This is a genomic window from Methylobacterium sp. 174MFSha1.1, from assembly GCF_900116815.1.
GTDB lineage: Bacteria > Pseudomonadota > Alphaproteobacteria > Rhizobiales > Beijerinckiaceae > Methylobacterium.
This window is the reverse complement of record NZ_FPCB01000030.1, coordinates 86,643-100,771: the sequence shown is the minus strand read 5'-3', so window position 1 is coordinate 100,771 and position 14,129 is coordinate 86,643. Positions and strand designations below refer to the sequence as shown.

The following is a 14,129-nucleotide window of genomic DNA, read 5'->3' as shown; positions in this document are numbered from 1 at the left end:
CAAGGCAGAGCTTCTGCGGGTGCTGGACCGGCCGGACATCCCGCTGCACACCAATGGATCGGAGAACGACATCCGGGCCTGCGTGACCAAGCGGCGGATCTCGGGCGGCACGATGAGTGTGGCTGGGCGGGCCGCCCGCGATGCGCTGCTGGGTCTCATGAAGACCTGCACCAAGCTCGGAATCTCGTTCTTCCGCTACCTCGGCGACCGCCTCGGCATCCCCGATCACGGGCCACCCATCCCACCTCTCGCAGACTTGGTCAGGCAGACCTCACCAGCCTGACCGCCCGCGATTTTGCCCCGGTTACACTTCGCGATGGCAACGCAATCGTGAAGGGCTCTAGCCCCCTCCCCTCTTCCAGATCCACGATCGAGTCCACGATGCGCGCCCTGATCGACCTTCTCCGCGCCATGACCCCGCGCGAGCGCCGCCGCGCCGGGCTGATCGGGGCCGGGCTGGCGCTCGCGGCCCTGCTCGAAGTGGTCGGCGTCGCCTCGGTGATCCCGTTCCTGACGCTGGTCGGCGATCCGGGCGCCGCGGCCCGGGTGCCGGCGCTGGGGGCGATCCGCGACGGGCTCGGGCTCGCCGACGACCGCAGCTTCCTGATCGTGGTCGGGTTGAGCGCCTTGCTCGCCATCCTCACCACCTCCTGCGTCAATGCCGGGCTCACCTACGCCCAGCTGCGCTTCAGCCACAGCGTCGGCTACGGCTTCGCCCGCCGGCTGCTGTTCCGCACCATCGACCGCGAGCGGCTGTTCTTCACCACGGCGAACAGCGCCGCGCTCGCCAAGACGATCCTGAGCGAGACCGACCGCCTCGTCGTGGGCGTCCTGACCCCCGCCACCGTCATCGCCTCGCGGGCAACCTCGGCGAGTGCCGTGATCGTCTTCCTGCTCGTCGTCTCGCCGCGCCTCGCGCTGATCCTGGGTGCGGGCTTCGGCGGGCTCTATGTCGGCATCTTCCTGGTGGTGCGGGCGCGGCTCGCGCGCATCGGCGCCCGGGCCGTCGCCGGCAACGAGGGCCGGTTCCGGGTGGTGCACGAGACCCTCGGCGGCCTCACCGAGCTCAAGCTCTACGGCCGGGCGGACGCCTTCGCGCGCCGGTTCGAGGCGCCGGCCCGCGCCTACGCGCAGGCCAGCGCCGAGAGCCTGCTCACCGGGCAATTGCCGCGCTTCGTCATCGAGGCCCTGGCCTTCGGCGGCGTCATCGTGGTGGTGCTGTTCGCGCTCTCGCAGGGGCTCGACACCGCCGGCATCCTGCCGCTGCTCGGCCTGTTCGCCTTCGCGGGCTACCGGATGCTGCCGGCGTTCCAGAACGTGTTCAACGCGCTCGCGCTCCTGCGCTTCACCTTGCCGGCAGTGCGGCTCGTGGTCGAGGGGCTCGAGGGCGAGCGCGCCTCCACCCCCCGGACGCCCGAGCGCCTGCCGTTCCGGGACGCGATCCACCTCCAGGGCGTCCGGTTCGACTACGAGCCCGGCCGCCCGGCCCTGTCGGACATCGACCTCACGATTCCGGCCCACGCCACGATCGGCCTCGTCGGCCGCACCGGCTCGGGCAAGTCGACCCTGGTCGGCCTGATCCTCGGCTTCCTCACCCCCACCTCGGGCCGCATCGCGGTCGACGGCACGATTCTCGATCCCGCCACCCTGCCGGCTTGGCAGAACCGCATCGGATACGTGCCGCAGGACATCTTTCTGATCGACGGCACCATCGCCGAGAACATCGCCTTCGGGCTCGACGCGATCGACGCGGCCGCGGTGGAGCGGGCGGCGCGGCTCGCCGGGGCGCACGACTTCGTCGCCACCCTGCCGGAGGGCTACGCCACCCGCGTCGGCGAGCGCGGCGCCCGGCTCTCCGGCGGCCAGCGCCAGCGCATCGGCATCGCCCGGGCGCTCTACCACGACCCCGACGTGATCGTGTTCGACGAGGCGACCTCCGCCCTCGACGACGAGACCGAGGGCGTGGTGATGCGGGCGGTGCAGGGCCTTTCCGGCACCCGCACCCTGATCATGATCGCCCACCGCCTCACCAGCCTCGCCGGGGCCGATACGGTGCACGTGCTGGAGGGGGGCCGGATCGTGGCCTCGGGCCCGCCGGAGCAGGTGCTGCCGCAGCTGGTCCGCGCGGGGGATCAGGGGTGATCCCACGCGGGAGCGAGGAAGCAGTCCTTCGACGGGGTGGATGCCGGCTCGTCGCCGTCGAGACGATAGAGACGAGAGCGGCGTCCTTTCGCAAGGCGACGAGGCACGCCGCCGGGTCGTGATCCTTCCGGCAAGCGAGTAGTCTATCGCAAGCCACCTCCCCTTTCCCGGACGACTGCAGCGAAGCGGAAGGAGATCCGGGATCCAGCGCAAAAAGTCGCGAAGCGTCCGTTCGTCTGCAACGGTGCAAGAGACTGAGCCGCTTCGCGGCACTTCTCTCCTGGATCCCGGATCTCCTTCCGCTGTCGCTTCAGTCGTCCGGGAAAGGGGAGAGTGGATTACGAGGAGCGTTCAGGTGCCGACGCGCACCCCGGTCGCGGAGTGCGGCACGCCGCGGTCGGGCGGTGCTCCAGGAATCACGCTTCCAGCTCGCCGTAATCGTGGGTGTAGGCCCCCTCCTCGAACCGGTCGAAGCCCTGGCTCCAGCACTGGCCGGGCCAGAGGTAATCGACCCGGCCCGCCTCCGGCCGGTACACGGCCGTGTAGGCGGTGGTGAAGCTGAGCTTGCGCGAGTAGAGCGGCGGCGCGAAGAAGCGCGCTACCAGGGTCTCGAGGGTCATCGACGGATCGTCGAGGGCCTCCTCCAGCACCCGCTGGCGCAAGGCCGAGCGCGAGGCGGGAAGAATCCGCTCCTGGTGGTTGGTGCAGGTTCGCTGGCGCGTCACCGCGGCCTCGCGCCGGGGGCCGAGGAAGACCGTGGCGTGGTCGCCGGTCCGGTCGAGCAAGGTGACGTTGTGGAGCTGCACCGCCGGGAGGCGGCGGAGCGCGGCGACGCCCTCGGGCACCGAGCCGCAGGTCTCCAGCACGTAGCGCAGCATCTGGATGATGGCAAAACCCTCGCCGCGCCGGGCGAGGCCGCCGAGGGTGCAGCTGGCCACCAGCCCGTCCTCGTTCATCCCGTCGAGGCAGCCGCCCCAGGGCCGCTGCACCATCCCGATCACCCGCCGCCCCGCCCACGCGGTCAGCTCGATGCGGCCGGTGATCGCGGTCAGGGGATAATCGTAGTTGCGGATGAGGGCCGGCCCCTCGTCGCCGAGCCATACCGCCTGGCTGCATCCCTGGCGGTGGGGCGCCGGGCGGTAATGGCTGAGGATGCGGTGGGCGAGGTCGTCGTCGCCGACCATCCCGCACAGGTCGTCGTAATGCGGGACGAGTTCGGGCATGTGCCGTACCAAGGCGGCCCGGCACTCGGCTGCGTCCGGCCGGTCGGGCGCGCCCTCGCCGAGATACCACCGCGCCGCCTCGTCCCGTCCATCCCGGAAGCGCGCGAGCCACGCAGGCCCGGGCCGGTCCTCGCGATGGGCGGTGAAGGTTTTTTTCATGATGACGCCATGTAGGCGCCCGGCCCGTCACGCTCCAGGCCGCGCGGCAATCGGACTGGCCCCCTCCGCTTCGATCCAGGCCAGGAAGGCGGCGACCGGCCCGGCCGAAGCCCTCCCCTCCCGCACGTAGGTGCAGTAGCTCCGCGCCGGGAGACGCGGTCCCGTAAACGGCGCGACGAGGCGGCCCCGCGCGAGGTCGTCGGCGATCAGGGCCGTCGGGCCCATGGCGACGCCGACCCCGTCGAGGGCGGCCTGGAGCGTGAGATAGAAATGATCGAGGGTCAGCGCCGCCTCCGGCTCCAGCCCCGGAACGCCGGCCGCCGCCAGCCAGTCGTCCCACAGCCGCGGCAGGCTGGCACTGTGCAGCAGCGTGTGATGCCGGAGATCCGCGGGCTCTCGCAGGGCGACCCGGTCGCGCAGGCCGGGGCTGCAGACCGGCAGCCGCTCCTCGGACAGGAAGACCCGCACGGCCAGACCATAGAACGCGTCGGGCCCGCCGCGGATGGCGACGTCGCCCGGGTCGGCCAGGGCCTCGAGCGGCTGGTTCGAGGTTTCCAGCCGGACCCGGATCGCGGGATGCCGCGCCCGGAAGCGGGCGAGCCGCGGCACCAGCCAGCGCAGGGCGAAGGTCGAGGGCGCGTTGACCCGCAGCACCGCGCCCGCCTCGTGGCCGTATTGCGCCGTCGCGGCGGCGATCCGGTCGAGGGCCGGGCCGATCTCGGCCAGGTAGGCGCAGGCCGCGGGCGTGAGCACGACGCGCCGGTTGTGCCGCTCGAACAGGCTCGCCCGCAGCCACTCTTCGAGCCCGCGCACCTGCTGGCTGACGGCGCCGTGCGTCACCCCGAGTTCGTCCGCGGCGGCCTTGAAGCTGCCGAGGCGGGCGGCGGCCTCGAAGGCGCGCAGGGCGTTCAGGGGTGGCAACGCGCGCCGCATTCGGGTGAGTTTTCCTGTCTCGTGCCGCCTGAACAAATGGTTTGTCGGGGCATCCTGCAAGAGCCACCCTCACGCGTGCCCACACCAACCGCGTGACGTCCGATGTCCGACACTCCGACCCGCAGCGCCGAGGCCGCCGCGTGACGCCGCTCGTTCTCGCCTCCGTCACCGGCGCCGCGATCCTGCATGCGGGCTGGAACGCCGTCCTGCGCGGCGGCAGCGACCGGCTGTGGTCGATGACCCTGATGATGGTCGCGGTCAGCGCCGTCACGGGACTCGCCGCCCTGGTCCTGCCCTGGCCGAACGCCGCGAGCTGGCCCTACGTGGTCGCCTCCGCGCTGATCCATGCCGGCTACAACCTGTCCCTGGTGCGGACCTACCGCATCGGCGATCTCGGCCAGACCTATCCGATCTCTCGCGGCTCCTCGCCGGTCCTGGTCGCTCTCGGCGCGATGGTCTTCGCGCATGAGGCCGTCACCCTCGCCTCGGCTCTCGGCATCGCGCTCGTCTCCGGGGGAATCGTCTCGCTCGCCTTGCAGGGCCGGATGGTCCGGGCCGAGGTGCTGCCGGCGGCGCTGACCACGGGCGTGCTGATCGGCGCCTACACAATCGTCGACGGGATCGGGGTGCGGCTCTCGGGCGACGGCGTGGCCTATGCCAACGCGATGTTCCTGCTGTGGAGCCTGACGATGCCGCCGCTCTACCTCGCCCTGCGCGGCCGGCGGATCCCGGCCTATTCGCGGCGCGAGACCGCGATGGCGCTCGCCGGCGGCGTGGTCTCGATCCTCGCCTACGGCATCGTCATCGGGGCGATGCAGTTCGGCGCGATGGGCGTGGTCTCGGCCTTGCGCGAGACCAGCGTGGTCTACGCCGCGCTGATCGGCCGGATCTTCCTGAAGGAGCGGCTGACGGCGCAGCGGATCGCCTCCTGCCTGGCAATCGCCGCGGGCGCGGCCTGCCTCGCCGCCTGAGCCCTCACCACATCGTCTGCTTCGCCCGCTCGGCCCACGCCCCGTCGTAACTCTCGCCGCCGACGCGGCCCTCGCTCAACGCGGCCAGGATCTGGCCGGGGGTCGGCAGGGTCTCAGGGTCCACCTGGGCCTCGGCCCGCCACAGGCCGGAGCGGATCAGCGCCCGGGCGCACTGGAAATAGACCTCGCCGACCCGGATCACCATCACGGTGCGCGGCGCCTTGCCCTCGACGGCGAAGGACGCACACAGGGCCGCATCGTCCTCGATCGCCGCCCGACCGTTGACCCGGAGCGCGTTGCCGATGCCGGGAATCAGGAACATCAGCCCGACCCTCGGATCGCGGATGACGTTGCGCAGGCTGTCGATGCGATTGTTGCCGCGGCGGTCGGGCAGGAGCAGCGTGCGCGGATCGGCGATCCGCACGAAACCCGGACGGTCGCCGCGGGGCGAGCAATCGAGCCCCTCCGGGCCGCTCGTCGCGAGCGCGGCGAAGGGCGCCGCCTCGATGAAGCGGCGGTAATGCGGCGTGATGTGGTCGGTTATCTTGACGGTCGAGGCCTCGCCGACGGCGCCGAACTCGCCGTAGACCCGCTCCAGATCCGCTTCCGTCTCCAGGATTGCCATCGTCTCACCCCTTCCGCCGCCGGTTGCCGCGGTCTTAGGAGAGCGGGTGGTGCGTGACCATCGAGAAGATTGCACCCAAGCGTGAGCGGCGCTCACGGAGCCGGCGGTCCAGGCTGGCCCGGTTGCCACCTGGCAACGATCCGAGGCGAGAAGCCGTCCAGCTCCGTGTTGCCAGGTGGCAACCGCCTCCGTGGTTAATAACGCTTAACCAAAAACCGTTTGCGTCGCCAAGGCCACGCTGGCATCGTCTTACGGACTTTATCCGTGATGCGTCCAGGAACCGTAAATGCCCGATCAGCCGCAGGAGCAGGCGCGAGCCGCAGCCTCCGACCGTCCCTCGATCACCCGGATCATCGCCGATGACGGCGGCGCCCTGTCGAGCGAGCTGAACGCCCTGCGGCGCACGCTCTTCCCGCCGGCCTCGCACAAGCTCCTGCGCTCGTTCTCCTCCGGCGAGGCGGCGAAGCTGATCGGGGTGGCGGACGGCTACCTGCGCCAGCTCTCCCTCGCGAGCAAAGGCCCGCAGCCGGAGATCGGCCCGGGCGGCCGGCGCTCCTACACGCTCGGCCAGATCAACGAGCTGCGCCAGCTCCTCGACGACGGTCCGAAGGCGAAGGGCTACGTGCCGCACCGCTCCGGCGACGAACATTGCCAGGTGCTGGCGGTGGTGAACTTCAAGGGCGGGTCGGGCAAGACCACCACGGCGGCCCACCTCGCCCAGTACCTCGCCCTGCGGGGCTACCGGGTGCTCGCCGTCGACCTCGACCCCCAGGCCTCGCTGACCGCGCTCCACGGCTACCAGCCGGAATTCGACGTCGGCCCCAACCAGACCCTCTATGCCGCGATCCGCCACGACGACGAGCAGCGCCCTCTCGTCGAGGTGGTGCGCAAGACCTACTTCCCGGGCCTCGACCTCGTGCCCGGCAACCTCGAACTGATGGAGTTCGAGCACGACACCCCGCGGGTGCTAGCCGACCGCAACGCCGAGCCGTTCTTCGGCCGCATCGCCACGGCGCTCGGCAGCGTCGCCGACGACTACGACGTGATGATCCTCGACTGCCCGCCGCAGCTCGGCTTCCTGACGCTCGGCGCGCTCTGCGCCGCCACCGCGATGCTGGTGACGGTTCATCCCCAGATGCTCGACGTGATGTCGATGTGCCAGTTCCTGCTGATGGCCTCCGACCTGCTTGGTGTGGTGCAGGAGGCCGGCGCCGACCTCGATTACGATTTCCTGCGCTACGTCGTGACCCGCTACGAGCCTTCCGACGCGCCGCAGACCCAGATGGTCGGCTTCATGCGCTCCCTGTTCCGCGAGCGGGTGCTGACCCACCTGATGCTGAAATCGACCGCGATCTCGGATGCCGGCCTGTCGAAGCAGACCCTCTACGAGATCGGCCGCGAGAGCTTCACCCGCGCCACCTACGACCGGGCGATCGAGGCGCTCGACGGGGTCAACGGCGAGATCGAGGGTCTGATGCACCGCGCCTGGGGACGCAATCCGGCATGAAGCGCAAGGACGCCCTCCGCGCGGCGCTCGGCGCCCGCTCCGCCGACCGCGAGACGGCTGAGTTGCCAGTTGGCAACCCGGCCGAACCGGTGGAAACGCCCCCGGAGGCGCCGCGCCCCCTGGTGCGCTCCGGCGCCGTTGGCGCCATGGGCCGCAGCCTCGGCCGCATCGCCAGCGCGGCGGCGGAGGCCCGCGCCATGGTCGCCTCCGGCGACCGGGTGGTCGAGCTCGATCCGTCCCTCATCGACGGGTCCTTCGTGCAGGACCGCCTCACCGGCGACCCGGCCGAACACGCCGCCTTCGTCGAACTGATCCGCGAGCGCGGCCAGCAGGTGCCGATCCTGGTGCGGCCGCACCCCACGACGGAGGGCCGCTACCAGGTGGCCTACGGCCATCGGCGGTTGCGGGCGGCTGTGGAACTCGGCCGGCCGGTGCGGGCGGTGGTCAAGGCGCTCACGGACGAGGACCTCGTCGTCGCGCAAGGGCAGGAGAACTCGGCCCGGGCCGATCTCAGCTACATCGAGCGGGCCCTGTTCGCGATCGCGCTGGAGGATCGCGGCTTCGACCGCGCCACCATCATGGCGGCGCTCGCGGTGGAGAAAACCCAGCTCTCGCGCCTGATCGGCATCGGCCGGGCAGTGCCGGCGCAGGTCGTGGCGGCGGTCGGCCCGGCGCCGAAGGCCGGGCGGCCGCGCTGGACCGCGCTCGTCGAGGCGCTGGCGCGGGACGGGGCAGGGGAGGTTGTGACCTGCCTCATCGCCGCCCCGGATTTCTCGGAGCTGTCCTCCGACGACCGCTTCGCCCGGCTGCTCGCCGGCCTCACCGCGCCGCCGCCGCGCCCGGCCCCGGCGCCCGCAATCTGGACCAATCTCGGCGGCCGGCCGGTGGTGCGGGTCGAGCGCGGCCGCCAGGGCACCCAGCTCACCGTCGACGACACCCTCGAGCCGGACTTCGCCGCCTATCTTATCCAGAATCTTCCACAGCTCTACGCCAGCTTCACCGAGTCGAAGACGCGCGACGAGACCGATTAAGGTTCGATCCACGATGGAGCCGGCGGGACGAAGACTCGCCGGTTAGGCACAGAGATTCACAGGAATCTGTCGCTCTGCTTCGGGAATCGGCCGGACTCGACTCGGCCGATTCGGGTTTCGCGCGTTAGGACTCATCGCGAGACAACAGTCACGACGCGCGCCTTCAACCGCGCGTCCCCGTGCGGAGCCCTCTTGGTGGAGACGACGACCCCGCCGCAATCCCCCCTCGAACCGGTCGAGGGCGTGCGCGACGCCGACCTGATCGAGATCGTCGAGAAGGCGCGCGGCAGCGTCGCCTACAAGGCGACGCTCGCCTTCGTGCGCGCCAGCCAGGCCAAGCGCGACGCGGAGGCCGAGGCGCGCGACAAGCTGGTGGTGCTGAAGGCCGAGGCCGCGGCCGAGCGCGCCCGGCTGCCCCGCAACGCCCGCCGCCGCGACATGGTACGCGAGGTGATCGAGAACGAGCCGGCGGCGCCCGAGAACATCCAGCACATCCACTCGGTGCTGGCCCTCTGCGGCCTGCCGTATCGCGAGCCGAAGGGCGTCACCAACGTCTCGCGGGAATACGGCCGCAACACGCTCGCCATCAATGCCGGCCGGCTCATCAACCCGTCGACCGGCGAGATGGAGATGCAGGGGCTGCCCTACGGCCCGAAGGCGCGCCTCCTGCTGCTGCATCTCTGCACCGAGGCGGTGCGCCAGCGCAGCCCCAAGGTCGAGGTTGCGCAGAGCATGTCGGGCTTCATCCGCGACATGGGCTTTCCGGTCACCGGGGGCGAGCGCGGCACGCTCAAGCAGTTCAAGGAGCAGCTCAACCGGCTCGCCGCTTGCTCGATGCAGATCGGCCTGTGGGACGGCACCCGGGCCTCGACCCTCAACGTGCCGCCCTTCCGGCAGATGGACGTGTGGCTGCCGCTGCACAACCACCCGGACCAGGGCCTGCTCTGGTCCTCCACCATCACCTTCCACCGCGAGTTCTACGACAACCTGATCCAGCACGCCCTGCCGGTCGACATCCGCGCAGCCCGCGCCTTCGCGGGCTCGGCGCGCAAGCTCGACCTCTTGTTCTGGGTCGGCTACCGGCTCTCGCGCCTCGAGCGACCTCTGCGCCTGACCTGGGACAACCTCTATAAGCAGTTCGGCAGCGAGAACGGCTCGATCCGCTCGTTCCGCCAGGAATTCCGCAAGGACGTCGCCCACCTCACGGAAGTGTTTCCCCGGCTGCGCCTGACCCTCGACGACGGCGGGATGCAGCTCCTGCCCTCCGATCCGAAGGACCTGCTGGTGCCGCCGAAGGCGACCCTGGCAAATAGGCGAGCCCGCGCAAAGGCTTGATTCCGCCGACTTCCCTACGAGGGGAGGCGTGGGCTGGCCCGCGAACGAGGCTCCGTGCGCGGGCGTCACGACCCCGCCGCTTTTGGCATGACTCGATGTAGGATTGTTTTCTTATATTTGATTGCGCCGCTGACTTCGGCTCGGCACATCCGCCAAAGGCACGCCGACCGTTCCCGGCCGCAAGGATCACCCTCCGCGTCATCCCGGGGCCGCGCAGCGGAACCCGGGATCCATAACCGCCGAGGTCACCGGACAAGGGCGGAGATGTTCCGCTTCATCCTGCATTGTCAGCGGTTATGGATCCCGGGTTCTCGCCTTTCGGCGAGGCCCGAGATGACGACGGAGGGTCCGTCCCCCGTCGAGAGAGCTATATCAGGATTTTTTTCGAATTATTCGACTAAATGGATCGTTTTATACCATCCGTCAATGCTCATATGATTTTTTTGACTTAACATCTGACGGCTGTCATCTCAGACATAAGTTGCCTTGTACATCGATATCCAGCGCCATGACCATGTTATTCTACACCACGGCGCCCCGTCGGCGTCGCCACCCTGCGCCGAGTTGCCTACGCTCCGCCACTCCCCGGACCGCCTCCGGCCACGCCGACTCGCCTACGCCCTCACGGCTCCGCACGGCGCCCCGAATCCCGCGTCTTGCCGTTGAGATTCCGTGGCTTTTCCGATTCGTCCACCGCGCAGACCTGCCTACGGGACGTGACCGATCCCACGCCGAATTGCCTACGCTTCGTCGCAACCAGGCAGCCGGCCGGTAACCCTTCGCCCGTGGGGCGCCGCGCGTCGCGTCCAAGTATTGCCGGGCCCCGGCGGCCTCGCGAGAGTCGCGCAAGAGTCCCGCATCGGGACGGCGAATCATCAGTCAGCGTACAGGCGAGTCGGTTCCGGCCGCTCATGCCTCGGCTCGACTCGTTCCCGCGGAAACGATCCCGGCTGTGCTGGGCTTTGTCGGACGAGGACTCGTGAGCCGCGAGTCTCCGACTCGGCGGCGTCGCCCCAAGACTCGGGAGGGGCGGGGAGGGGGAGCGCCTCGCACGGCCCGGGCCCGGATCGCGAAGCCTCCCCCTCCGGCCGATCCGGGACGGGGCGGATCTCGGCGACCAGACCCCGAAAAGACCCTAACTTCCGATCCCCAAAAGCCTTTTTATGAAAGATTCAGAATCTGGATTCTGAGTCTGAATCCGTAGAGCTATATGGGTATTATATGGGGTGGCGATTTTCTGAAGTCCTGCAAGGGGTTGAGCCCTGTTCGCGTAGGCAGGTCTGCGCGGTCGCGTAGGCAACTCGGCGCGGCCGCGTAGGCAGGTCTGCGCGGAAACGGGGGGCCGGCGAAGGCGACTCGGCGTGGCCCCGTAGGTTACTCGGCGCGAGGGTCCGATTAACAGCTTGGAAAGCTGTGTGAATCGCGGATGGCCCGCCGTAGGCGATTCAGCGTGCCGCACGAGGCCGCACGACACCCCGGACGGCACCGGATTCGTGACCTCGGCGCAGCGCGCCGACCCCCGAAGCGCCGGGATCGCCGGAATCTCCGCCAGGCGGCCCGTGGAGGGCCGTCGCGCCCCAGGACAGTTGTACGGCACTTCTCGGCCTCGAATCCAGCTCAGCGGCGCTCCTGGCGGCTTTGCGGGCGTTGTCCAACGGCTGTGCCCGCCTGCCGCCAGATTCGCACGCCCGCCCGATCCCCTTGTTCCACCGCGCTTTCCGGGCGCTGCCGACCCAGCTGTCCCCGCTGCCGTCAACAGGGGGCCGGTTCCCGGAGGCTCCGACAGCGCCGCCGTCCACAGCCCCGATTGACACTTCGGTGAAACCGAACAAAACAAGAACGAGTTGGTGTTTCGGTCGGTGATGGGCATGAGATGCGACAGGCCGAGCGGGAGCAGCAGCTCGCGGCGTTGCGCGAGCGGATCGGGGGGCTGGCGTCCGAGGGGGCGGGCCGGCCGGTCCTGCCGTTCGGCGTCGCGGCCCTGGACGGGCACCTGCCGGGCGGGGGCCTGCGCCTCGGCGCGGTGCACGAGGTGCTGGCGGCGGGGCCCGTGGACGGGGAGGGGGCGCTCGCGGCCCTGTTCGCCGCCGCGATCCTCGCCCGGCTCCCCGGCCCGGTCCTGTGGTGCCTGGCGAGCCGCGACCTGTTCGCCCCCGGCCTCGCCGCGGTCGGCCTCCACCCCGACCGGGTGCTCTACGCCGAGACCCGGCGCGACGCCGAGGTCCTGCCCACCATGGAGGAGGGCCTGCGCCATCGCGGCCTCGCGGCAGTGGTCGGCGAGGTCGCCCGGCTCGGGCTCACCCCGTCGCGCCGGCTCCAGCTCGCCGCCGAGGGCAGCGGCAGCCTCGCCCTGGTGATCCGCCGCTGGGGCGCCGCCGTCCCGGAGCCCAACGCCGCCGCGACCCGCTGGAGCGTCGTCGCGGCGCCGTCCCCCGCTCTTCCCGTACCGGGCCTGTCGCGGGCCCGCTGGACCGTGGCGCTCGTCCGCGCCCGGGGCGCCGAGCCCCGCACCTGGCTCCTCGAGGCTCCCGATGCGAAGGGTCGTCTGCGTGTTCCTGCCGACCTGGCCGACCGACCGCTGGCGACGCCGGAGCGGCGGGCCGCCGCCGGATGAGCCCCTGGTCGCGGCGGCCCAGGAGGGATCGCGCCGGGTGCTCACGGCCGTCGACCGCGCCGCCCGGGCTCTGCGCCTGCGCCCCGGCCTCGCCCTGGCGCAGGCGCAGGCGATGGTGCCGGGCCTCACGGTGATCGAGGCCGATCCGGAGGACGATGCCGCCGCGCTCGCCCGCCTCGCGGCCTGGTGCCTGACCTATGCTCCCCTCGTCGCCCCCGACCCGCCGGACGGGATCTGGATCGACGTCGCGGGGGCGGCCCACCTGCATGGCGGCGAGGCGGCGCTGCTCGCCTCGTTGCGCCGCCGCCTCGGCCGGGCCGGCTACCGGGTGCGGGTGGCGGTCGCCGACACGCCCGGCGCCGCCTGGGCCGCCGCCCGCTGCCTGAACCCTGAGACCGTGCTGCCGCCAGGCAGGCAGCGCGAGGCACTTCCCGCCCTGCCGCTCTGGGCCCTGCGCCTCGATCCCGACACCGTCGCGGGCCTCGCCCAGCTCGGCCTCACCCGGGTCGAGCACCTCGTGCACCAGCCCCGCGGCCCGTTGCGCCTGCGCTTCGGCGAGGCGCCCGCCCGCCGCCTCGACCAGGCGCTGGGCGTGTGCTCCGAACCCCTCGCCACCCTGGCGCCGCCGGTGGAGCACGCGGTGCGGCTCGCCTTCGCGGAGCCGATCGGGGCGCCCGAGACGCTCGCCCGGGTGACCCAGCGGCTGACGGCCATGCTGGCCGACGACCTCGCCCGGCACGGGCTCGGCGCGCGCCGGCTCGACCTGGTGTTTCGCCGCGTCGACGGGCTCGACCAGGCGGTCAGCGTCGGCACCGCCCGGCCGAGCCGCGATCCCCGCCACCTCGCCCGCCTCCTCGCCGAGCGTCTGCCCACCATCGATCCCGGCCACGGCCTCGACGAGGCGCGGCTCGCCGCTCCTCGCGTCGAGCGCCTGGAGGCGCGCCAGCTCGCCGCCCCCGGCGACGAACCGGACCCGGATACGATGGCCGAACTGGTCGACCGGCTGGTGCTGCGGCTCGGGCCGGGCCGGGTGTTTCGCAAGGCCCCGGTCGAGAGCGAGTGGCCCGAGCGCGCGGTGCGCCGGGTCGCCCCGTTGAGCCCCGCCGCCGGCGCGACCTGGCCCGCCGACCTGCCGCGGCCCGGCCGCCTGCTCTCCGTGCCGGAGCCGGTGGCGGTGCTGGCCGCACTCCCCGACGCCCCGCCCACGATGTTCACCTGGCGCGGCACCCGCCGCCGGGTGGCCCGGGCCGACGGGCCGGAGCGCATCTTCGGCGAGTGGTGGCTCGCCGACGACGAGGTCGCGGCGACCCGCGACTATTACCGGGTCGAGGACGAGACCGGCGCCCGCTACTGGCTGTTTCGCGATGCCCTGACGCGGGACGGGGCGCGCTGGTGGCTGCACGGGTTGGGGGAGGCGTGATGCGCCTGATGATCCCCCGAGGCGCGCCGGCTCCGGCCGACGGCGCTCATCCCGCTCGCGACCTCAGAGCCTGCTCGGCTCGCTCGACGGTTTCCACACCCTCCGGGTCATTCCGGGGCCGCGCAGCGGAGCCCGGAATCCAGAACCGCGGATGGTTCAGGATCAAGCG

At 71.3% G+C, this 14,129-nt stretch carries 10 protein-coding genes and 1 pseudogene; 8 read left to right on the top strand and 3 right to left on the bottom strand.

Annotated features, from left to right (window positions below; genetic code table 11):
- Window positions 1-283, top strand: a pseudogene (locus tag BM430_RS24355) (hypothetical protein); the annotation flags it as partial.
- Window positions 284-381: 98 nt separating this feature from the next.
- Window positions 382-2,142, top strand: a complete 1,761-nt coding sequence (locus BM430_RS24350; RefSeq protein WP_093569822.1) for an ABC transporter ATP-binding protein — start codon at window positions 382-384, stop codon at window positions 2,140-2,142.
- A gap of 416 nt (window positions 2,143-2,558) precedes the next feature.
- Here BM430_RS24350 and BM430_RS24345 read toward each other — a convergent pair whose 3' ends face one another.
- Both BM430_RS24345 and gcvA read right to left on the bottom strand, forming a co-directional pair.
- On the bottom strand, window positions 2,559-3,524 hold the full coding sequence (locus BM430_RS24345) for a C45 family autoproteolytic acyltransferase/hydrolase (protein WP_093569821.1): 966 nt from the start codon (window positions 3,522-3,524) through the stop codon (window positions 2,559-2,561).
- Between the two features lie 27 nt (window positions 3,525-3,551).
- Window positions 3,552-4,457 (bottom strand): transcriptional regulator GcvA, encoded by a 906-nt coding sequence (gene gcvA / locus BM430_RS24340; RefSeq protein WP_093569820.1) that lies wholly within the window; start codon window positions 4,455-4,457, stop codon window positions 3,552-3,554.
- 140 nt (window positions 4,458-4,597) lie between these two features.
- Here gcvA and BM430_RS24335 point away from each other — a divergent pair, with 140 nt between their 5' ends.
- Window positions 4,598-5,428 (top strand): EamA family transporter, encoded by an 831-nt coding sequence (locus BM430_RS24335; RefSeq protein WP_210188457.1) that lies wholly within the window; start codon window positions 4,598-4,600, stop codon window positions 5,426-5,428.
- A gap of 4 nt (window positions 5,429-5,432) precedes the next feature.
- Here the strand turns inward: BM430_RS24335 and BM430_RS24330 are convergent, their stop codons facing one another.
- Entirely contained in the window at window positions 5,433-6,053 is a 621-nt protein-coding gene (locus BM430_RS24330; protein ID WP_093569819.1) for a pyridoxamine 5'-phosphate oxidase family protein, read from the bottom strand.
- A 286-nt stretch (window positions 6,054-6,339) separates the two neighbouring features.
- Between BM430_RS24330 and repA the strand changes: the two genes are divergently transcribed.
- From repA to BM430_RS24305, 5 genes are all read left to right on the top strand, one after another.
- The gene (gene repA / locus BM430_RS24325) at window positions 6,340-7,560 is read left to right on the top strand and encodes a plasmid partitioning protein RepA (protein WP_093569818.1); all 1,221 of its coding nucleotides are present in this window, start codon (window positions 6,340-6,342) and stop codon (window positions 7,558-7,560) included.
- Window positions 7,557-8,591, top strand: coding sequence for a plasmid partitioning protein RepB (gene repB / locus BM430_RS24320; protein WP_093569817.1), 1,035 nt, complete (start codon window positions 7,557-7,559; stop codon window positions 8,589-8,591). The genes repA and repB overlap by 4 nt, the downstream gene beginning before the upstream one ends.
- A 195-nt stretch (window positions 8,592-8,786) precedes the next feature.
- On the top strand, window positions 8,787-9,926 hold the full coding sequence (locus tag BM430_RS24315) for a replication protein RepA (protein ID WP_093569816.1): 1,140 nt from the start codon (window positions 8,787-8,789) through the stop codon (window positions 9,924-9,926).
- 1,873 nt (window positions 9,927-11,799) lie between these two features.
- On the top strand, window positions 11,800-12,540 hold the full coding sequence (locus BM430_RS24310; protein WP_093569815.1) for an ImuA family protein: 741 nt from the start codon (window positions 11,800-11,802) through the stop codon (window positions 12,538-12,540).
- Window positions 12,458-13,960 (top strand): DUF6504 family protein, encoded by a 1,503-nt coding sequence (locus BM430_RS24305; RefSeq protein WP_093569814.1) that lies wholly within the window; start codon window positions 12,458-12,460, stop codon window positions 13,958-13,960. Before BM430_RS24310 ends, BM430_RS24305 begins: the two co-directional genes overlap by 83 nt.
- Window positions 13,961-14,129: the final 169 nt, after the last annotated feature.

Coding starts and splice junctions, on each gene's coding strand:
- BM430_RS24350 (WP_093569822.1), top strand. CDS start 382: ATGCGCGCCCTGATCGACCTTCTCCGCGCCATGACCCCGCGCGAGCGC.
- BM430_RS24345 (WP_093569821.1), bottom strand. CDS start 3,524: ATGAAAAAAACCTTCACCGCCCATCGCGAGGACCGGCCCGGGCCTGCG.
- gcvA (WP_093569820.1), bottom strand. CDS start 4,457: ATGCGGCGCGCGTTGCCACCCCTGAACGCCCTGCGCGCCTTCGAGGCC.
- BM430_RS24330 (WP_093569819.1), bottom strand. CDS start 6,053: ATGGCAATCCTGGAGACGGAAGCGGATCTGGAGCGGGTCTACGGCGAG.
- repA (WP_093569818.1), top strand. CDS start 6,340: ATGCCCGATCAGCCGCAGGAGCAGGCGCGAGCCGCAGCCTCCGACCGT.
- repB (WP_093569817.1), top strand. CDS start 7,557: ATGAAGCGCAAGGACGCCCTCCGCGCGGCGCTCGGCGCCCGCTCCGCC.
- BM430_RS24310 (WP_093569815.1), top strand. CDS start 11,800: ATGCGACAGGCCGAGCGGGAGCAGCAGCTCGCGGCGTTGCGCGAGCGG.
- BM430_RS24305 (WP_093569814.1), top strand. CDS start 12,458: ATGCGAAGGGTCGTCTGCGTGTTCCTGCCGACCTGGCCGACCGACCGC.